Source organism: Pseudomonadota bacterium (assembly GCA_008501635.1).
Classification (GTDB): Bacteria; Pseudomonadota; Gammaproteobacteria; order QQUJ01; family QQUJ01; genus QQUJ01.
The window spans coordinates 1-20,733 of the sequence record QQUJ01000004.1 but is presented as its reverse complement, the minus strand read 5'-3'; the positions used below and the strand labels follow the sequence as shown (position 1 = coordinate 20,733).

Here is a 20,733-nt window from a genome sequence, read left to right as displayed (position 1 = left end):
CTGTATTGAATGCGTTCAACGCCAAGGCGCCAAGACGCCAGGTGTGCAAAGGTTTTTTATGTAAAAAATCTTTCTCCGCGTTCTTTGCGTCTTCGCGTCTTGGCGTTGAGCGCCTTTATCAGATCAAGGGTATGGCGGCACATGTCGACTGATTCGCTGCACCTCTCCTACGGCCCGCACATCCGGCGCGGGCGCACCACCGCCGAGATCATGTGGCTGGTGAACATCTCGCTGATGCCGGCGCTGATCTGGGCGTGGATCGTCTTCGGCTGGCAGGTCGTCGCCATCACGCTCTCATCGATTCTCGGCTGTATGGTGGCCGAGCATCTGGCCTGCAGGCTGACCAAAATCCCCTCGACGATTCGCGACGGCTCGGTGGTCTGCACCGGCATTCTGCTCGCCTTCACGCTGCCGCCCGCGCTGCCCTTGTGGATGCCCTTCGTCGGCGCGCTGCTCGGCGTGTTGCTCGCCAAGAGCGTCTTCGGCGGCCTGGGCTACAACATCTTCAACATCGCGCTGATCGCGCGCGCCATCATGATGGCCACCTTCCCGGTGGAGATGACCACGCGCTGGCTGGCGCCGGGGCTGATCGGCGCCTCGCAGGTGGATGCCTTCACCGGCGCCACGCCGCTGGCGGTGATGAAGGCGGCGACGCAGAGCGGCGAAGCGCTGCAGCTCACCGGCGTGCCGGGCGACATGAATCCCTGGCTCTCGTTCTTCCTCGGCCTGCAGTCGGGCAGCATCGGCGAGGTCTCGGTGCTGTTCGTCGTGCTGGGCGCGGCGTTCCTGCTCTGGCACCGCATCATCAAGCTCTACATCCCGCTCAGTGTCCTCGCCGGGGCCGCGCTGATGGCGCCGTACTCCGATGCGCCGCTGCTCTACATGCTCTCCGGCGGTCTCTGGCTGGGGGCCTTCTTCATGGCCACCGACTACGTCACCAGCCCCTCGACGCCGCGCGGGCAGATCGTCTTCGGCCTCGGCATCGGGCTGCTCACCGGCATCATCCGCAACTGGGGCGGGTATCCGGAGGGGATCTGTTACGCGATACTGCTGATGAATCTGCTGGTGCCGGCACTGGAAGAGTGGTTCCGGCCCAGGCGGGTCGCGGACCGGGGGACGCCGTCATGAGCGCGCAACTCGAGCAACAACAGGCACCGCCCAATGCGACGGAGATGATGCGCATCGCCGTCGGGCTGACGCTGACCTGTCTCGCCGCGGCCATCGTGCTGGGCTTCTTTTTCTACCTCACCGAACCGGCGAAGGTGCGCAACATCCAGGCGCGCGAACAGGCGATGATCCAGACGCTGCTGGCGCTCACGCCCGCGGCGCGCATCCACGAGGTGCGCCGCTATCTGCACTGGAAAGGGCAGACGCTGGAGGTGCTCTATCTGACGCCGCGCGCCCTGGTGCGCGTCGACGAGGCGGGCAATCCGCTCGATACCCGCGAAGTGCCCGCCGAGGTGGCCGCCGAGAAGTCGCCCGATCACAAGGATGCCTGGGTGCGCCAGTCGGCCGGCGCGGGCGAGAACGCGAACTTCAACTACGCCGGGCGTTTTTTCATCGGCGAACAGGACGGCGCGGTGGCGGGCTACGTGGTGGAGGGGAGCACGCCGGGCTACAAGACCTGGATACGCTACTTCCTCGCCATCGACGCCCGGTTCGGCGTGCAGGGGCTGGAGGTGATCGAGCACGAGGAGGACCCCGGGCTCGGCGCCGAGATCACCCAGCGCTACTTCAAGAACCAGTACGCCGGGCGCAGATTCGAGCAGATCGACGCCATCGAGGTGATCAAGGACCCGCTGCCCAACGACTGGCGCAAACGGTTGGAGCAACTGGGGGACATGGATCTTGACAGCTGGGTGCGCGAGAACCGCGCCGAGATCGACGCCCACCCGCAGATTCACGCCATCACCGGTTCCACCATCAGCAGCGTGGCGGTGACCAACGGCGTCAAGCGTTCGCTGCGCAATTTCCGCAAGCGCATGCGCATCGTGGAGGCCTATTTATGATCCTGGAAACCGCAGTTGACTGCTCAGCAGCGCCAGGGGCATTCGATGAGCACTGAGTTTTGTGTCTTCGACGCCGCTCATCGCAGGGGTGAGCCCGCTACGCACCCGATTGCACGGTTCTCGGGCCGCCTGGCGGCGTTGCTCCTCCTTGCAGGAACCTACCCTGCCGCGTCGTCGCGCCTTGCCAGCCGACCCGAGAACCACACACTCGGGCGCGTTCCACTGAGGTTTCCAGGATGACCAAAGCACCCCCTCCGGTTTCGACCATGATCATGCGCGGGATCTTCGAGGAGAATCCCGTCTTCCGCCTGGCGCTCAGTCTCTGCCCCGCAGTGGCCGTCACCACCTCGGTGAAGAACGGCCTGATGCTCGGCGTGGCGGTCTTCGTGGTGCAGGTGCTCTCCAGCGTTTCCGCCTCGGCACTCAAGGGCATCATCAATCCCAAGATCCGCATCCCCATCTTCACCATCATCATCGCCATCTGGGTGACGGTGATGGACATGACGCTGGCCGCCTACTTTCCGGTGACCTACCAGCAGGTCGGCCTCTACGTGAAACTGATCGTCGCCTTCGCCATCATCATCTCGCGCATGGAGCTGTTCTCCATGAAGCACAACATTGTACCGTCGTTCTGGGACGGTTTCGGCATGGGCCTGGGCTTTCTGGTGGCGATGGTGCTCGCCGGGGCGTTCCGCGAACTGCTGGGCAGCGGCAGCCTGTTCGGTTTCGAGATCGTGGCGTTCAAACCGCTGCTGTTGGTGATACTGCCCGCGGGCGGCTTCTTCACCATCGGGCTGATCATGGTGCTCTACAACTGGGTGGATCTGCGACTGGGCCACAAACTCCCCGAGGAGAAGGTGGGAGGCGGGTGCCACCACTGACCGTCGTTGACGGTGGCCCCGGTAGAAGGAGGAAGAGATATGGCGGCGACAGCGAAAGTGTTATCCGACTACAAACTGCTGGTCGAGGGCGTCATGCCCGCCGACGTCGATGCCATTCGCCTGGTGCAGGCCAACGATGCCGATATCCCGATCACGCTGACCGGCCTGCTGCCCGGCGCCGACGCCGGTACCTTCATCGTCACCACCGCCGAGCCGCTGAGCAGCAGCGGCCACTATCTGATGAGCATCGCCGGGATCGAGGGGCTGTGGTCCATCGAGCCTTCGGTGGTCGCCCTGCTGGTCTCCGGCGTGATCGGCGCGGCGCTGATCAGCAACTTCGTCTTCACCAAGTATCTGGGTCTGTGCGTCTTCTTCGGCGTCAGCCGCAAACGCGAGACGGCGATCGGCATGGGGGTGACGTTCGGCGTCGTGGGAGTGCTGAGCGGCACGCTGTCGTGGCTGCTGCACCACTCCGCGCTGGAGCCGCTGAAGCTCGATTTTCTGCAGATCATCGCCTTCATCGGCATCGTCGCCTGTCTGGTGCAGGGCACGGATCTGGTGCTGAAAAAAATCGCGCCGGCGCTGCACAAAAAATTCGGTATCTATCTGATGCTGATCACCACCAACTGCGTCATCCTCGCCATCCCGCTGCTCAACGCCACGGCGGGCGCTTCGTTCGTCGAGGCGGTGAGCTTGTCGCTCGGCGCCTGTCTGGGGTTTGCCCTGGCGCTGTTCCTCATGAGCTGCGCGCGCGAGAAGGTCGACATGGCGCCGGTGCCGCGCCTGTTTCGCGGCCTGCCGATCGCTTTCATTATCGCCGGGCTGTTCGCGCTGAGTTTCCTTGGCTTTTCCGGTCTCAAGGTGATGTGACGCATGGAGAATCTGCTTTCCATCGCGCTGTGGGGTGTGCTGGTCTTTACCACCATGGGGCTGTTCTTTGGCATCGCCCTCGCAGCCGCGGCGCGCCGCTTTCATGTGCCATCCAATCCGGTGGTCGAAGAGGTCAATGAGAATCTGCCCGCCGCCAATTGCGGCGCCTGCGGATTCGCGGGCTGTCACGCCTACGCCGAGGAGGTGGTGGAAAATCCCGACGTCTCGCCGATCCTGTGCGCGCCGGGCGGCGCCGATGTCGCGGTCGAAATCGGGCAGCTCACCGGCAAGGCGGTCGGCGAGATGCGCGACGAGGTGGCACGGCTGCGCTGTTACGGCAGCAACAACTGGGCGAAACAGCAGGCCGAGTACGACGGCATCAACACCTGCGTGGCGGCGATGCTCTCATTCGGCGGTCCCAAGAGCTGCAAGTTCGGTTGTCTGGGGCTGGGTGATTGCGTGCGCGTCTGCCAGTTCGACGCCATGCACATCAGTGATCTCGGCATCGTCGAGATCAATGTGAAAAAGTGCACCGGCTGCACCCTCTGCATCGCCGCCTGCCCCAAAGACGTGCTCACCATGTATCCGCGCGAGCATCGCGTGATCCTCTCCTGCCTCACCCAGGAGCGCGGCAAGGCGGTCAAGGACAGTTGCATGGTCGGTTGCATCCAGTGCCAGCTCTGCATCAAGGCCTGCCCCGCCAAGGCCATCGACTACCGCGACGGCGCCATCGACGTCAATCACTTCACCTGCCGTCACTACGGGCCGGAGTGCAAAGAGATCTGCGTCGAGGTCTGCCCCACCGACATCATTCACCTGCCGGGGATGTTGCCCGACCCGGACAAGAAGGCGAAGGCCAAAGCGGCGAGCGAGGCCAAGGAGGCTGCAAGCGGTTGAGGTCGGCCGGAGGGGCCGATCCCCAGTTCAACGGAAGTGTTCCGCCTGTTTCGCGACCGAGAGCTCGTTTGGTTGGAAAAGGCGGGTGTTGTCAAATAGTTGGCGGCGGGGTGTTTTCAGGAGATCAGAAACAGGCGGCAGGGAGTTAGCTGGAACAGTTCCGTATAATTCTCTGTCTGTTGTTTCATCTTAATTGAATGCTTGCGGATTTTTTTGGCGTTGTCAGAAATGGACTGCGCGGGGGATAGCTGAAGTGTTCGATTGAAGAAACTGTTGGGCACAATTATGGTCAATCTTACTGGCATTAGGACATTCCAACCTACGGAAGCTCAGGGTTATTTGACTGCTGCAAAAGGAATGTTCTTGGGCGCAAAACCCTTAGCGGATATTTCGCCCAAGCCCCCATTTGCCATCACCCTTCTATGCGGCCATACCTGCGAAGCGAGTCTTAAAGCTATGCTGTCAGAGGCTGGTTTAAACGTCGAGACGCTCAGCCGCGCGCCTTACGGTCACGACATTCTCTCTCTCTGGGAGGAATCTAAGAATAGAGGCTACCCTTTACCCGCGCCACAACCAGAATGGGTAGTACACCTTCATCAGGTTTACGACAGGCCATTCCATTTGAGGTATCCACTTGGATTCCACGGCATAGTGCTACCGAATCAAAATGCCATGCTACAAGGTACGGAATCTCTTCTGTCTATTGCTGTATCGGCCGTAAAGTGAGCGTTCGAGTGCCTAACCAGCACATCAAAAATCGCCCTGCGGGCTGGGCCTACGCAAGCTTCGCTTGCTCCGGCCTTTTATGTGAACATTATGCGAATAAACAATAGCAAGGGAGAAGGAATTTGAACGCTGAGCAACTTCACTCAATATGTTTAGAACTCATAAAAGAAATTGACTCTGCAAGTCTTGTGAGCGGTCTAAATCAATTAGCTGATGCATTACAAAATACCATTAATCAACCCAACCAGCCGCAACCTCAAGAGCAAGTAGCAGCTCATAAATTAAGCCTTATTGGTGCTCTAGAAAAAATAGAATCTTATGAAAGGCCTGTATCTAAACAACAAATAATTACTGAAATTGGCGGCTCAGGAATTCTTGGTGGCGCACTTAAGTCAAGAATAGAAGCCAGTTTTACTCAAGTAGATGTAACGCCAGCCATAGTACAAAAAGAAATTCTAGAAATGCATACTGAGCTTGCATCTTTCAGAGGAGGCCTAGAACAATTAGTCGCAGGATTTGAACGTCTTGGTATAAGTGCTGAAGAGCTAAAAGGGTATACTGCGGAATTAGGGGTTCTTATTCCAAGACGAGAGAATGCTGATGATCTCGAGTACTTTTCAAAAGATCTACAAAAATTAAATCGAGAGTTAATGCACTTTAATGAGCTTGTTACAGGAAAAGCCGAACAGTTCAAAGTAAGATCAATTTCTTCATCAGATTTTTCAGTTTTTCTCGAAGTATTACCTGAAACAGCACAAGTGATAGTAGGCACAATTGCCATATTACTGCTAGGTTATGAGAAGCTTCTTGATATTAGGAAGAAAAAAGCAGAACTGGAAGAAAAAGATGCACCAAAACAACTAATTGATGAAATTGACAAATGGGCTGAGTCTTTAATGTCTGAAAAAATAAATGAAATAACATCCGAATTAATCGAGCAGTATAAAGTCGTCAAACGTCCTGACCTAAGAGGTAATGAGCTTGAAGGCCATGTACGTATGAGTGTTAAAAAAATCGCCGGAAGACTTGATATTGGATATCATTTTTCTGCGCGCATAGGAAATATAGCAGAACCGCCTGAAAAGGATACTGAAAACGGGGAAGCAAATTCCGAATACGAAAGAAGGTCAAAAGTAATAAGAGATGTAAAAGAAAAAGCAAGTCTAATTAGATACCGGGATATGGAAGGAAAATCAGTCCTCCCTCTATCTTGGCAGCCCGATAGTGATGATGAGAATAACGTATAACGATGTACTCCAGCCGACACCAAAAAGGCAGCTCAGCAGAGTATAAACGTTAGAAACCTATAAGCATGACCGAAAAAGACGACTTAAAAACAAAGATAGCAAAGTGGCTTGATGAGCAAGGTTACCCCTTGGAAATGCGTGTAGCGTCTACCTTACAACAAAGTGGTTTTCGCGTTGTTCAATCGGAGTATTATTCAGATCCTGAAACAGGTGATTCGCGTGAGCTGGATATTGTCGCATATAAGCAGAAAAAAGTAGAAAACGTATTGTTTCGAATTTCTCTTCTTATTGAATGTAAGCGTTCAACTGATAAGCCGTGGTTGCTTTTTACATCTGATAAAAAACGATTGGCTGATCCAGCTCGCGTGGCACAACGAGCAGCAAATAGTCTAGGAAGGCACTTTCTTCACGAAGCATGTAAAAACGCTGATATTCAACGCCTGCCGATATTCTCAATACCTAAAAGGCCTGCTTATGGTGTAACTCAGGCCTTAACATCAGGTAAAGATGTATGTTATTCCGCTGTTACTTCTGTTTCAAAAGCTGCATTGGCTGCTGTAGCCGAGCTTGATGAAAGGAAAGAGGCGGAGAAAAAAGAGATAGGGATGCTTCGTCGAAGTCCGAATATCTGTTCTGTTGTCTTTCCCATTGTAGTGGTTGAAGGAAAGTTGTTTGAGGAATAGGAAAAAGGGGACGAAGGGAATAAATATTAGCCAGCCCACCGATTGGCCGATAACATCCATCGAAACACGAAAGCAAGGGAGTTGCGATGTCGAGTATTTGCGGTTGGGGAATGAAACCGCCAGCAATTCACCCTGACTACCCCGCACCCCACGGATAGAGTTTGGGTATGTATCGCGTCAATGCGACAGCCACCAGGATGGCCGCGAGACAGCCCACCAGAAACAACGTCCAGGTCTCCGGTTTGATCGTGCCCAAGGCCACGATGACCAATAGCACCGGCAGATCCAGAAAATGGGTGAAGGAGGGTACCGATTCCGCCCGCGCCGCCTCAAGCTCAGGCGTAAAGTGTCCCTCGCGAAGGGCCTCTCGGGTCAGGCGGCGCATCCGCATGAAGTAGAGCCGCGTTACAGTATTTCCCTCTATGAACTCGAACAAAAACAGCACCACCATTCCGAGAAGCCAAGGTTGTTTCAGAAACTGCCAACCTCCAAAGAACTCCGCGATCAACCAACTGCCCGATAGCAACAACAGAATTGCACCCGGGACCACCAGGCCATCATAAAAAACCGCAATGTTGCGTACCGCCTCCGCAAAAGGGCTCAACTCCCTCAGTTGGCGGCTGCGCAGATCGGCAAACCAGACGCCAATGAGCCCGGCGCCAATAAGCATCACGCCAACGATGTGGGCAAACTTGAGCAATGGGTAGATCATTGTGGAATACCCGCAGACGGGCCATTTGCACGCCGCAAAGCGGGTTTGGCGACGACAAGACCGATAATGGTCAGGATCATCGCCAGATTGACCGCACCGAAGATCGCCTCCCGTCCTTCCAGCGTCGCAAAGGCACTTGGCAGTGCACCTGCCTGCACGGCATGTTGGGCCATAGTGGCCATTTCACGACTAAGGGGACCCAGTATCAGCGCGCCATTCAGAGCAACCAGCACAACCAACGCAAGCTTGGCTGCCAACCACCGATTCCTGGTCGGTTTGATTCCTCGCCTCACCATGAGGGTGAGACCCGACAGCAGGGTGATCACGAGACCTGGAACGGTGAGCCATTGGACATTCATTTGTTTCGCCTGCATCAGCACCGCAAATCCTTCGAGATCCCGCGCTGGATCTCCCATAGCCCCCAATAGAATGTGCCCAGGGATACTTCCCAGGAAAATTGCCAGAGCGACAAGATGAAAACCCTTAAGAAACGTATTCATAACCCTACTCCTGTTATGGATTGACAAACCGCATGGTGTTTGTCAGTATGCTGTCATCTTGTCAGTATGCTGTCAATGGCAGTGGAAGGATTACATGAACCGTACGAGATCCGGAGAAATCACCACGAACCTGATACTGGCTGTCTTTCGGGTGAATGGCCTGCTTCTGGCGGCGGGTGACCGCCTGACCCGCGAACTGAGACTAACCAGCGCACGCTGGCAGGTCATGGGTACATTGGATGGGAACGCACTCACCGCGACGCAGATCGCGCGTGAGATGGGGCTCAAACGTCAGAGTGTCCAACGGTTGGTTGATGTGCTGGCAGAGGAGGGTATTGTCGCCTTCGAGCCCAACCCCCTTCACCGCCGCGCAAAACTGATACGGCTGACTGAACTGGGAAAACACAAATACGAGCAGATCAGCCAAATTCAGGCACGCTGGGTTAACGACCTGAGCCGTGGTCTCGATCCGGCGCGGCTTGAAAGTACCATTGAGCTACTGCGTGATATTGAACAAAGGCTTCAACAGGAAACCTGAGAGACCGTCGCGAAAAAGAGTATAAAGGGGACGAAGGGAAAGCATTTAAAGGGGTCAGAGCCCTTTAATACTAATCTGAACACGTTTTAAGAAGAATCGCCGGACTCGCGCATTCATCGCCTACTGGCTTCAAGGAGGAGAGCTATGGTTCAACCACTCAAAGCAGGCACATTACTATTTATCGCCTTTTTACTCTTAGGCTGCCAATCCGCGGTCCTTTTCCATCAGCCAACGACTGGGAATATCCGGCTGGTGATCTGTGAGCGAATCAGGAACGTGTCTCTGCCAACACGTAACAACAAAGTTCCCATCTGGGCCCCCTCTGAAAACCGCTTTGCCTATTTTGGTGCGCAGCACGCCAGAAACGACATTTTTGTCGCAACGAGAGACGGCAGTGGATTCAAGAATTTAACCGGGAGCCTGGCGGGCCGTGCGACCACTGATTATGCTTGGGGTTCCGATGGTCGTTGGCTCTATTTCACTTGGGAAAATACCAACGACAATCTGTCTTTGTATCGCGTCGATACACGAACGCCGGGAAGCGTACCTGTTCCATTGTCGCCCTTGTCGCTAAACAGTCGTCACCCAAGCATCTCCACCGACAATCGGCTGATAGTTTTCGCCAGCACCGGCCCTGCTGATCCGAACGACTACGACCTGTATACCAGCAACCTGGACGGCAGCAACCGCACGTTGCTGGTTCGAACGATTGGCGTGAACGACATTTTGCCTTCCTGGGCTTCGGATGGTCGGGTCGCTTTTGTGCGCGGTCGTGACGTCGTCATTCGGCAAGCGGACGGTAGCCTCCAGGCGACCAGCACGGTGTTCGCAGGAAGCACTCCATTGACGTTAACAGCCAAGCCCAATCGAATCGCATGGTCTAAAGACAATCGATATCTGGCTTATGAGGGCGGGGGCGGAAAAATTTATCGGGTGGCTACTACAGCGCCTTTCGCTGCCCTGTGCGTCTCCTGTGCTCCCGGCGTTGGTCTACATCTGGATCGTACGCCGGTTTGGTACGACGAGGATGAGAAGCTTTTATTTCACCGTTACGTTGGTGATCCGGGCCCGGTGGTGCGCGAAACCGGCGTCGTTGTGATTGAGCAGGATGGGACTAACGAGCAATACATCGAGAACCAAAGTGCCTCACCGGATGCTAGTGGTATTCAGTACATTTGCCTGTAAGAACAGCATTCGTGCCGCTTGACCGGAGTCGGCTAATGGGCGTCCCCTTTTCCGCCTTTTCCGGCCCTTTTCCAATACCGAGAATTTAAGGAGACTTCTATGAAGGCATTCGTAATGTTGAAAACCGGGCAAGTGGGCGTCGTTGAAAAGGAACGGCCGACCTGTGGGCCCCTGGACGCGATCCTGCGTCCGACCAAGGGGCTGATCTGCACATCTGATGTGCATACCGTCCATGGTGCGATTGGAGAACGGAAGAACCTCACGCTGGGACATGAAGTCGTTGGCGTGGTCGAGGAAGTCGGATCGTTAGTCGCCAACTTCAAGCAGGGAGACCGGGTGGCGGTGGGTGCTATCACCCCCGACTGGGGTTCAGACGCTGCGCAGGGAGGCCATTCGTCGCAGTCTGGTGGGGCGCTGGGAGGATGGAAGTTCGCCAATATCAAGGACGGCACCTTTGCCGATTACGTACACGTCAACGAAGCGGACGCCAACCTCGCGCTGATCCCCGATGGTGTGCCAGACGAGTCGGCTGTGTACGTGTGCGACATGATGAGCACTGGATTCATGGCCGCAGAAAACGCCCGGATTCCCATCGGTGGCACTGTCGCGATCTTCGCACAGGGCCCCGTGGGTCTCATGTGCACGGCGGGGGCACGCCTGCAGGGTGCCGGTTTCGTAATCGCGATTGAAAGCGTGCCCAAGCGACAGGAGCTGGCTCGGCACTATGGGGCCGACGAGGTGTTGGACTTCACAAAAGTTGACGTGGTAGAGCGGATTTTCGAGCTCACGAACGGCGAAGGCGTGGATGCGGCCATCGATGCGCTGGGCTCGTCCAAGGTGTTGCAACAGTGCGTCAAGGTGACCAAGCCCGGCGGTATGATCTCGAACGCTGGTTACCATGGTGACGGCGAGTTCGTCGAGATCCCCCGCGTGGAGTGGGGCGTGGGAATGGCGGAGAAGGACATCGCGACGGGTCTCTGCCCGGGCGGACATTTGCGGCTCTCCCGCCTGCTGAGGTTGCTGGAAACCGGGCGGATCGATCCCACTCCGATGACCACCCATTCCTTTGGATTCGATGAGATTGAGAAAGCGTTCCGCATGATGGAGAGGAAAGAAGACGGCATGATCAAACCGATGATTGAGTTCGGAGCCTGAGAAGTCCCGCCCGGTGCGCCGCCCAGCAAGAGCATGCAGGAAATCTCTGGGGGTCAAATTACTCGCGGCTCGCCGCGAGTGTTTCAACTAGACTTTGCAGTGATGCCCCGCCGCTTGCGGCGGGGTTGTACATTATCGCCCAACCATTAAGGTAGTGGCTGAAAATTTAAAGGCTCCCTGTTGATGCGGGCAGATCTTTTTGCCAGAAGGGGCTTGCCAACGAGGAGAGCACATGTCCCGCAAGATCTCCATTTCCATCGTTCTCATCGCCCTTCTGGCTCTTCTGGGTTTCGCCGCATGGACGGTGTTGTTCAAACCCTCGGGCCTGCCGCCCGAGGGGTTTGCCCGCGGTAATGGCCGAATCGAGGCGGACCTCGTCGACATCTCGCCACGCCTGGCCGGGCGGGTGGCCGAAATCAAGGTGCGGGAGGGCGATCGAGTGCAGCCGGGCGATGTGCTGGCGGTCATGGACACCGCCGAACTGAAGTCGCAGTTGATGCGCGCCGAGGCGGCGGTGGCCAGCGCCGAGGCGGCGGTCGGGGTGGCGTCCGCACAGGTGGTCGAGGCCGAGGCGAAACTGGCGCTGGCACGCAGTGAACAGGCCCGCGCCGAGACGCTGAGCACGCGCGACATGCTCTCGCAACAGGATCTCGACATACGCCGCACCGAGACGCAGGTGGCCGAGGCTGCGCTGGCCGCCACCAAGGCGAACCTGCGAGCCCGACAGCGCGCCGTCGACGCCGAAGCCGCCGCGCGCGCCGAGATCGCGGCACGTATCGCCGACAGCACGCTTTACGCACAGGGCGCGGGGCGGGTGCTTTACCGTCTGGCGCAGCCAGGTGAGATTCTAGGCAACGGCGGCAAGCTGCTGACGCTGGTCAGCCTCGAGAATATCTACATGGAGTTCTTCCTGCCCGCCACCGAAGCCCCACGCGTCAGGCTCGGCGACGAGGCGCGCATCGTCCCCGATATCATGCCCACTGCCGCCGTGCCCGCGGTGGTGTCCTTCGTCTCGCCGCAAGCACAGTTCACACCCAAACAAGTAGAAACCGTGACCGAGCGTGAGAGCCTGATGTTCCGCATCCGCGTGAGTATTCCACCCGAACTGGCCGCGGCGCGGATGGACCAGGTCAAGACCGGCGTACGCGGCGTCGCCTGGGTGCGGCTGGCGGGGGACGACGGCAACCTGCCGGACTGGCCGGAGGGACTCATCCCACCGCTGGTCGCCACGCCCACCGACCCGCCCACCGATTAGCCATGCAGGCTGCGTCCGTCACCCGTCTTGAGCGCGTCAGCCACCGCTATGGCAAGGTCACCGCGCTTCGCGATCTGACGCTGGCGCTGCCGGCCGGGCGGATGGTGGGATTGATCGGACCCGACGGTGTGGGCAAATCCACACTGATGGGCTTGATCGCGGGCGCCAAACGGCTGCAGCAGGGCGGTGTGCAAACGCTGGACGGTGACATGGCCGATGCGCGCCATCGCGCCGCCGTGGGCGGGCGCATCGCCTATATGCCCCAGGGACTGGGGCGCAACCTCTATCATGATCTCAGCCTGCATGAAAATCTGGAATTCTTCGGCAAGCTTTTCGGTCTGGGCCGGGCTGAACGCGCCGCGCGTATCGAGCGGTTGACGCGCGCCACCGGCCTGCATCCTTTTCTCGACCGGCTCGCCGGCAAGCTGTCGGGTGGGATGAAGCAGAAACTGGGGCTCTGTTCAGCGCTGATCCATGACCCGGATTTCCTGCTGCTCGACGAGCCCACCACCGGCGTCGACCCGTTGGCGCGCCGCCAGTTCTGGGACCTGATCGATACCATTCGCGCCGACCGGCCGGGGATGAGTGTGCTGGTGTCCACCGCCTATATGGAAGAGGCCGCGCGCTTCGACCATCTGGTGGCGATGAACGCGGGCCGCGTGCTGGCCGAGGCCAGCCCGCAGAAGCTGATGAGCCAGACCGGCACCGGGTCGGTCAGCGAGGCCTTTGTCGCGCTGCTGCAATCGGGCGCGGCCGAAACCGATGCGGCCGCGGACCCCGCGCCGGTTGCCGCGCTGCCCGCTGCGAGCGGTGAACCGGCGATCCGTGCCCGTGCCCTGACCCGGCGCTTTGGCGATTTCACGGCCGTGGATGCGGTCAGCTTCGACATCGCGCGGGGCGAGATTTTCGGCTTTCTCGGCTCCAATGGCTGCGGCAAGACCACCACCATGAAAATGCTGACCGGGTTGCTGCCCGCCTCGGAGGGTGAGGCCTGGATTTTCGGTCAGCCGGTGGATGCGCAGGACCCGCAGGCGCGCCGCCGCGTGGGCTTCATGTCGCAGGCCTTTTCGCTCTACGGTGAGCTGAGCGTGCGCGAAAATCTGTTGCTGCACGCACGACTCTTTCACCTCGGGCGCGAACTGACCGATCGACAGATGGCCGACCTGGTGCCGCGTTTCGGTCTTGAACCCTACCTGGACCAGCGCGCCGGGGCGTTGCCACTGGGCCTGCGCCAGCGGCTGTCGCTCGCGGTGGCGGTGATTCACGCGCCGGAGATCCTGATCCTCGACGAGCCGACATCGGGCGTCGATCCGCAGGCGCGCGATGACTTCTGGCGGCTCTTGCTGGATCTGTCGCGCAAGGATGGCGTGACGATCTTCATCTCGACCCATTTCATGGACGAGGCGCTGCGCTGCGATCGCATGTCGCTGATGCACGCCGGCCGGGTGCTGGTCACCGACACGCCGGCGGCGATCATCCGCTCGCGCGATGCCGCGACGCTGGAAGATGCCTTCGTCGCCTACATCTCCGCCGAGATTCCGCCCGAGCCCGCCACGGGCGCGGGGCTCTCTATCGCCCCTGAGGAAACCAGTGCAGCGCACGATGCCGCCGGCTTCAGTGTGCGCCGCCTGCTCGCCTTCACCGCACGCGAGGCGCTGCAGGTACGCCGTGATCCGGTACGACTGGCCTTCGCTTTTCTGGGTAGCGCACTGCTGCTGCTGATCATGTCGTTTGGCATTTCCCAGGAGGTGCGCAACATCCCCTTCGCCGCACTGGATCAGGACGGCAGCCCGGAAAGCCGCGCTTATCTCTCGACGTTCGAGGATTCCCTCTGGTTTCTGGGCCGTACGCCGCTTCTGGGTATCGATGAGCTGGAGCGCCGACTGACCAGTGGCGAACTGGCGCTGGCGCTGCAGATCCCGCCCGGTTTCGGCGCCGATCTGCGGCGCGGCACCGGGGCCGAGGTGGCGGCGACGATCGACGGGGCCGACACCGGGCGCGCAGGCACCATCGAAAGCTATGTCACGGGCGCCCACGCGCATGTACTGGCCGAACCCGCCGGTGCGGTGCCTGCGCTCGATATGCTCGCGCGCCCGGCAGCGGCTAGCGCCGCCGCACCCGTCGTGCTGGAACCGCGCTTTCTCTACAACCCGGCGATGGACAGTCTGCCGTCAATCGGCCCCTCGATCCCGCCGCTGCTGTTGCTGCTGTTTCCGGCGATCCTGATGGCCGTCAGCGTGGCGCGCGAAAAGGAGATCGGGACGATCACCAATTTCTACGTCACCCCCACCGGCAGGGCAGAGTTCCTGATCGGCAAGCAACTCGTTTACATCGGCATCACGCTGTTGAATTTTGCGATCCTGACGGCGCTGGTGGTCCTGGTGCTGGGGGTGCCGCTGCGCGGTGAGCCGTTGCTGCTGGCGCTGGCGGCGCTGGTCTATGCGGTGGCGGCGACCGGCTTTGGTCTGCTGGTGTCGATGATGACGGCAACCCAGGTCACGGCGGTGTTTGCCAGTACCATCCTGTCGGTCATGCCGACCCTGCAGTTTTCCGGCATGATGGAACCGGTCTCATCGCTCGAAGGCCCAGCGCGGATTTTGGGCACCTTCTGGCCCACGACCTGGTATATGACGATCAGCGTCGGCAGTTTCACCAAGGGGTTGGGGCTGGCGGATCTCAGTGGTGCACTGCTCCGACTGGCGGCCTTCGGTCCGGTATTCACCGGGCTGGCCATCCTCGCGCTGCGCAAGCAGGAGCGGTGAGCGTGCGGCGTCTGATCAATATTTTCTGGCTTTTCGGCAAGGAGCTGAAAAGCGTACTGGGCGACCCGGTCATGGTGATCCTGATCCTGTGGTCCTTCGTCGTCGCTGTGATGCTGGAGGCGAGCGGCGCGGGCGACACGGTACGCAACGCCGCCATCGCCATTGTCGACGAAGACCAGTCGGCCCTCAGCAGACAGATTAGCTCGGCGCTGGTACCGCCCTGGTTCCAGACGCCGGTGGCCATGAGTCCCGAGCAGGCGGGCGCTGCCATGGACCGGGGGGAGATCATGTTCGTGCTGTCCTTCCCACCGGATTTCGCAGCCGATGTGATCGCGGGCAAAACGCCCGCCGCGCAGGTTCAGGTGGATGCCACCGCGGTGTCGCAGGCGCAGCTTGGCACCGACTACATCAGCAATATCGTGCAGTCTGAGGCGCGCGCGTTCCTGTCGGGCAGCCCCGCGCTACCCGATCCACCGCTGCGGCTGGAATTGCGCCGTGCCTTCAACTCCAACGGCAACCCGGTCTGGTTCAAGGCGGTCTCCTCATTGCTCAACCAACTGTCGCTGCTGACCATCGCGTTGACCGGCGCGGCGATGCTGCGCGAACGGGAACACGGCACCATCGAGCATCTGATGGTGATGCCGCTGACCCCGGTGGAAGTGGCGCTATCCAAGGTTCTGGCGACGATGGCCGTGGTTCTGGTGGCCTTTATCGGCTCGCTTCTGTTTGTCGTGCAAGGGGTGTTACGGGTACCGGTGGCGGGGTCGGTGCCATTGTTGGTCGCGGGTGCAGCGGTTTATCTGTGGGCGGCCGCCGCGATAGGCATGTTCCTTGGCACCATGGCACGCAGTATGGCGCAGTTCGCGCTGCTGGTGATCATGGTGATTATCCCGGTGATCATGCTCTCGGGTGGCATGGGTGCGGTGGAGAGCCAGCCCGACATCGTCCAGCGTCTGACTCTGGCGCTGCCTTCGCGCCATTTCCTCGCCTTTGCCAAGGCGGTGGCTTTTCGCGGTGCGGGTATCGAATCGGTCTGGATCGAAGTCCTGCTGATGGCCGGGCTGGGCGTCGCATTCTTTGTGGCCAGTCTTGCACTGTTCCGCCGCTCGATGAGTCTGAGCAGCTGAGCCGTGGGCGTGCTGTTCACCGTGAGCTGCATCGGTTCCGTGGTAGCGGGATGGGGCGCTGGCAGGGCGCTATACGTAGCCGACGATGCATCCAGCCGGACCCCGGTCACTGTTTGATTCTGCGAGTAACGAGTTCCCCCGCGCGTACATTTAGCAAAGTGGTGATGAGATGCCGTGCTACATGCGGACAAACAGGCAACCCGCCTGGCTCCGGGTAAGCCAGTATCGGACGCCAATCGCATGGAAATGACGACCATGTCTGTTCACGACACAGTACGGAAGCTGCGCCATCTGATTCGAAAAATTGCGCCGGGAATACTGGCCCTGTCCGAATACCGGCTCTCCTGGCTGTCCTGGGATCTCGCCGCCGGCTTATCGGTTGCAGCGATCGCTCTGCCCGTGGGCATGGCTTACGCGGATCTTGCCGGCGTGCTCCCGGTCATCGGCATGTACTCCGCGATCTTCCCGCTCTTTGCGTACGCGCTGTTCGGCTCCTCGCGCCAGCTGATCACCGGTCCGGATGCGGCGACCTGCATCCTTGTAGCCGCTACGTTGGGCCCCTTGGCAGGCGGCGATCCGGAGCACTACGCAGCGCTGCTGTTGGGGCTGACGGTGATGACCGGACTGCTCTACCTGTTTGCCGGTGTAATCAGGCTCGGATTCATCGCCAATTTCCTCTCCCAACCGATTCTGACAGGCTATCTGAACGGCATCGCTTTACTCATCATGGTGGGGCAGGTGTCAAAGTTGCTCGGCTACACGAGCACGGAAGAGCAGTTCTTCAGGAAGATCCTGGAGTTTTTTCAGCGTGTTGATCAAAGTCACTGGCCAACAGCGGCGCTCGGGACCGGCATGCTCCTGGTTCTGATGCTGATAATCCGCTATCAGCCGCGACTGCCGGGCGCCTTCGTCGTGGTCGGCCTGGCCACCCTCCTGGTTGCAGGCTTTGGTCTGGATCATCAAGGGGTGACGGTCCTGGGGCACGTACCCGGCGGTCTACCTTCGATCGTACTGCCCTCTTTCCACCACGGCGTCTTCAATGACCTCTTCAGCGCTGCCGCCGGAATCGTGCTGGTTAGCTTCACCAGCGGCGTGCTCACCGCCAAAAGTTTCGCCCGGCGCAACGGCTACGAGATCAATGCCAACCAGGAGCTGATCGGATTCGGGGCGTGCAACCTGGCTTCCGGTCTGGCCCAGGGCTTTCCGGTAACGGGCGCCGATTCCCGTACCGCCGTAAACAATGCCATGGGCGGCAAAACCCAGATGGTTGGACTGATAGCGGGCGGAGCGATGCTGCTGGTCCTGGTGTTTCTGAGCTCGCCCCTGGCCTACGTGCCGACAACCGCACTCGCCGCCGTAATCCTGGTTTCCGCGATGGGCCTGTTCGATCTGGCGGATCTGCGGCTGCTCTATCGCATGAGTTACCGGGAGTTTCTGATGTCCGTGGGCACCACCCTGGGGGTGCTGGCGCTCGGCGTTCTGCCGGGGGTCTTGCTGGCGGTTGCCCTGTCCCTGATCTGGCTGCTGTCGGTCGGGTCGCGGCCACACGATGCGGTACTGGGCAGGGCAGAAGGGCACAGAGGTTTCCACAATATTGCCGACTATCCCGACGCCAGGACAATCCCTGGCCTTCTGCTCTACCGGTTCGACTCAGATCTGGTGTTCTACAATGCCGATTACATGAAGGCTAGGGTTCGGGCAGCCGTTGCTGCACAAAAGACACCGGTCAAATGGGTTGTATTGGACGCCAGCGCTATCAATGTGATTGACGTTACCGGGCTGCGCAAGCTCTACGAGTTACGTGAAGAGTTGGCCGCTGCAGGTGTTTCGTTTTATATCGCGCGGGTGAAGCGACACCTGGGACGCTTCTTCAATGAAGCGTTCTCCAAGAAGCAGCGTAAGAAATCGAAGAAATACCGCTTCCAGACCTTGAAGCCGGCAATAAAGGCTTTTCTGGAAGAGCAACAGGCCAGGGGATTGACGCTACCCGGTACGGATGCGGCCGATCCCGCATCGCATGACCCGGAATGGAGGGAACCGGTACAGCCGCCACGGATGGAGGAACTGAACAGGATGCCGGAAAACCGAGAGGACGAAGGGCCCACGCGGATGGAACAAACACCCGGAAAGTAGGGTATGCACATGAGGTTCTCTTTACGGGAAGGGAGGCGCTGTGAAGTGGTTCTTGCCACCAGATGATTGTGTGCGACTACCGGAATCATCTTAGGGAGCGAAGTTCATGAAACTTCATATTCTTTCCGATCTCCATTTGAATGTCGCTGCATTTGAGGTGCCTGAAACGGATGCGGATATCGTGGTTCTCGCAGGAGACATCGCCCGTCCCAAAGAGGCCATTGCATGGGCAAGCGCGGTTGCCAAGCCACTTCTTTACGTGCCGGGTAATCACGAATACTACGGAGGCAGTATTGCCTCAACGGTCGAGGAAATGCGACAGCTATGCTGCCGATCCGACATCTATGTGCTAGACAACGATGCTGTCGTCATCGATGGCGTGCGCTTTCTTGGAACGACGTTGTGGACCGATTTCCAGCTGTTTGGCGGAGATGAGAGACGAGATCTGGCAATCGATGCAGCGTTGAACTTCATGCATGACTTCAGCAGAATTCGAATGGACGAAGTATCGGAAACGCTGTTCACGCCGGCTGCCTCCGCAGTGCAGTTCACCCGCCATGCGAATTGGCTGGAAGAAAGATTGGCGGAATCGTTCCAGGGTATAACCGTTGTCACCACGCATCACGCCCCGTCGCCGAAAAGCATACATCCGAGATTCGCCGACTCCCCGTTGAATGCCTGCTTTGTCTCCGATGCCGAACGACTGATCGACGGGAGACACGTTGCTCTTTGGATACACGGTCACACCCACGACAGCTTTGACTATGTATTGAACGATACGCGTGTGGTCTGTAACCCACGCGGCTACGCCAGGAACGGCGTGAGTGAGAACCCAAACTTCGATCCTGGTCTTGTCATCGAACTCGGGTAAGGGTGTGCGCCTCAGCCGTGCGCGCCCGATATTGGAACTCAGCGGTATATGAAATCCGCTGATCGCTTTCTCCAACACTGAACATTCCCCACTGTCAAGGAGTTACTGCAATGAAGAAGATCGAAGGCAATTGTCGAGAAGTCTGCGAAGAGTCCGAATTCATGGCGATCGTCACCTCCGGGGAGAACGGGCCTCACGTGGTCGGCAACTGGGGTGACTACCACCGCGCTCTGGGTATCCAGGAAGACACGATCATTCTCCCGGCTGGCCGCTATCATCAGACGGAGCAAAATCTCCTCAAGAATAACCGCGTTCAGTTACTGGTCGCCTCCAGGAAGGTGCAGGGAAGCCGCAGCCCCGGCCAGGGGTACCTCATCGTCGGCACCGCTGAGATTGTCGGCTCCGGGGATGTCGTGGATGCGGTCAAGGCGAAATTCCCCTGGGCGCGTGGCGCGCTGGTGATTCACGTCGAGCAGGTCGAAGCGCAGCTATAGCGCCCGGATTCAACATGGACTCGTAAATACGGACACATCCGTTTATTTGCCAGGAGATCAACAGTGATCGTGACGGGCGCACCAAATTGTGCAAACCCGCCTGTACGAACGGAGCACTCAGGGTACCCCTGATCAGGTCCTGCTCAGTGATTCTGTTACCCAGAGGGCGCGATTTCGGCGCTGGAAAGCTTGGCAGTACCCGCTATTACCCGCGCTTTCGGTATTGAACTCGCGCCTTCTGAACAACACCCTCTTCTGACCAGAATCAAACAGAGGTTGCGCACGGACAGATCATGGTTTTTCCGGTTTTTTTGTCCAGGGTTTTTGTCCCCGGTTCTTCCTTTCCGGATCGCCGATAGGGGATCCGCAAACCCCTCGTCTTCAGGCGCTGGATGGTGAGCCATGGGCGTGGCCGCGAGAGCGGGAGTCTGCTGAAGGTTTGAGCGAAGAACTCCTTCTCCCTGAGGGAGAAGGTGAGGAAGAGGGGGGGCAGATATCTGAGTGCGGTTGTGGGTTTGATCCCCTCACCCTAACCCTCTCCCTCGGGGAGAGGGTTAGGGTGGGTACAGACCGGTAACATGGTTTACAGAATAGACCGGGCACAAGGTTTACAGGGTAGATTGCGTTGGCAAGGAGGACTTGCCGATGCCCTGGAAAGAGACCTGTGCGATGGATCAACGAGTTCAGT

18 protein-coding genes are annotated in these 20,733 nt (G+C 58.8%); 14 read left to right on the top strand and 4 right to left on the bottom strand.

The genetic code is table 11. The features are described 5' to 3' along the window. Nucleotides 1–141: 141 nt before the first annotated feature. The 5 genes from DWQ09_00775 (at nucleotide 142) to DWQ09_00755 (ending at nucleotide 4,657) form a co-directional block, all read left to right on the top strand. Nucleotides 142–1,128 (top strand): RnfABCDGE type electron transport complex subunit D, encoded by a 987-nt coding sequence (locus DWQ09_00775; protein KAA3630319.1) that lies wholly within the window; start codon nucleotides 142–144, stop codon nucleotides 1,126–1,128. After that, a complete protein-coding gene (locus DWQ09_00770) occupies nucleotides 1,083–2,009 on the top strand; it encodes an FMN-binding protein (GenBank protein KAA3630318.1) in 927 nt (308 codons plus the stop codon). Before DWQ09_00775 ends, DWQ09_00770 begins: the two co-directional genes overlap by 46 nt. 236 nt (nucleotides 2,010–2,245) lie before the next feature. Next, entirely contained in the window at nucleotides 2,246–2,890 is a 645-nt protein-coding gene (locus tag DWQ09_00765; GenBank protein ID KAA3630317.1) for an electron transport complex subunit RsxE, read from the top strand. A gap of 240 nt (nucleotides 2,891–3,130) precedes the next feature. Continuing rightward, complete coding sequence (locus DWQ09_00760) at nucleotides 3,131–3,760, top strand: electron transport complex subunit RsxA (protein KAA3630359.1); 630 nt, start codon at nucleotides 3,131–3,133, stop codon at nucleotides 3,758–3,760. A 3-nt stretch (nucleotides 3,761–3,763) separates the two neighbouring features. Then, nucleotides 3,764–4,657, top strand: coding sequence for a Fe-S cluster domain-containing protein (locus DWQ09_00755; protein KAA3630316.1), 894 nt, complete (start codon nucleotides 3,764–3,766; stop codon nucleotides 4,655–4,657). A 116-nt stretch (nucleotides 4,658–4,773) separates the two neighbouring features. Here the strand turns inward: DWQ09_00755 and DWQ09_00750 are convergent, their stop codons facing one another. The 4 genes from DWQ09_00750 to DWQ09_00735 form a co-directional block, all read right to left on the bottom strand. Continuing rightward, entirely contained in the window at nucleotides 4,774–4,962 is a 189-nt protein-coding gene (locus DWQ09_00750) for a hypothetical protein (protein ID KAA3630315.1), read from the bottom strand. A 2,204-nt stretch (nucleotides 4,963–7,166) separates the two neighbouring features. Beyond that, nucleotides 7,167–7,373: a hypothetical protein gene (locus tag DWQ09_00745; GenBank protein ID KAA3630314.1), complete on the bottom strand. Its 207-nt coding sequence runs from the start codon at nucleotides 7,371–7,373 to the stop codon at nucleotides 7,167–7,169. Nucleotides 7,374–7,449: 76 nt separating this feature from the next. Continuing rightward, nucleotides 7,450–8,025, bottom strand: coding sequence for a DUF2269 domain-containing protein (locus DWQ09_00740; protein KAA3630313.1), 576 nt, complete (start codon nucleotides 8,023–8,025; stop codon nucleotides 7,450–7,452). Further along, nucleotides 8,022–8,525 (bottom strand): DUF2269 family protein, encoded by a 504-nt coding sequence (locus DWQ09_00735; GenBank protein ID KAA3630312.1) that lies wholly within the window; start codon nucleotides 8,523–8,525, stop codon nucleotides 8,022–8,024. Before DWQ09_00735 ends, DWQ09_00740 begins: the two co-directional genes overlap by 4 nt. Before the next feature lie 94 nt (nucleotides 8,526–8,619). On the opposite strand from DWQ09_00735, the gene DWQ09_00730 reads away from it, so the two are divergent. The 9 genes from DWQ09_00730 to DWQ09_00690 all read left to right on the top strand — a co-directional run bounded on the left by DWQ09_00730 (nucleotide 8,620) and on the right by DWQ09_00690 (nucleotide 20,045). Continuing rightward, complete coding sequence (locus tag DWQ09_00730) at nucleotides 8,620–9,063, top strand: MarR family transcriptional regulator (protein ID KAA3630311.1); 444 nt, start codon at nucleotides 8,620–8,622, stop codon at nucleotides 9,061–9,063. A 144-nt stretch (nucleotides 9,064–9,207) separates the two neighbouring features. Continuing rightward, on the top strand, nucleotides 9,208–10,248 hold the full coding sequence (locus DWQ09_00725) for a hypothetical protein (GenBank protein ID KAA3630310.1): 1,041 nt from the start codon (nucleotides 9,208–9,210) through the stop codon (nucleotides 10,246–10,248). A gap of 99 nt (nucleotides 10,249–10,347) precedes the next feature. Beyond that, nucleotides 10,348–11,403, top strand: a complete 1,056-nt coding sequence (locus tag DWQ09_00720) for an NAD(P)-dependent alcohol dehydrogenase (protein ID KAA3630309.1) — start codon at nucleotides 10,348–10,350, stop codon at nucleotides 11,401–11,403. A gap of 232 nt (nucleotides 11,404–11,635) precedes the next feature. After that, entirely contained in the window at nucleotides 11,636–12,658 is a 1,023-nt protein-coding gene (locus DWQ09_00715) for a biotin/lipoyl-binding protein (GenBank protein KAA3630308.1), read from the top strand. Nucleotides 12,659–12,660: 2 nt separating this feature from the next. Then, nucleotides 12,661–15,420, top strand: a complete 2,760-nt coding sequence (locus DWQ09_00710) for an ABC transporter ATP-binding protein/permease (protein ID KAA3630307.1) — start codon at nucleotides 12,661–12,663, stop codon at nucleotides 15,418–15,420. Nucleotides 15,421–15,422: 2 nt separating this feature from the next. Beyond that, entirely contained in the window at nucleotides 15,423–16,547 is a 1,125-nt protein-coding gene (locus tag DWQ09_00705) for an ABC transporter permease (GenBank protein KAA3630306.1), read from the top strand. A gap of 174 nt (nucleotides 16,548–16,721) precedes the next feature. Further along, entirely contained in the window at nucleotides 16,722–18,680 is a 1,959-nt protein-coding gene (locus DWQ09_00700; protein KAA3630305.1) for a SulP family inorganic anion transporter, read from the top strand. Between the two features lie 106 nt (nucleotides 18,681–18,786). Continuing rightward, a complete protein-coding gene (locus DWQ09_00695; GenBank protein ID KAA3630304.1) occupies nucleotides 18,787–19,551 on the top strand; it encodes a metallophosphoesterase in 765 nt (254 codons plus the stop codon). Nucleotides 19,552–19,661: 110 nt separating this feature from the next. Beyond that, entirely contained in the window at nucleotides 19,662–20,045 is a 384-nt protein-coding gene (locus tag DWQ09_00690; protein KAA3630303.1) for a hypothetical protein, read from the top strand. Nucleotides 20,046–20,733 lie beyond the last annotated feature (688 nt).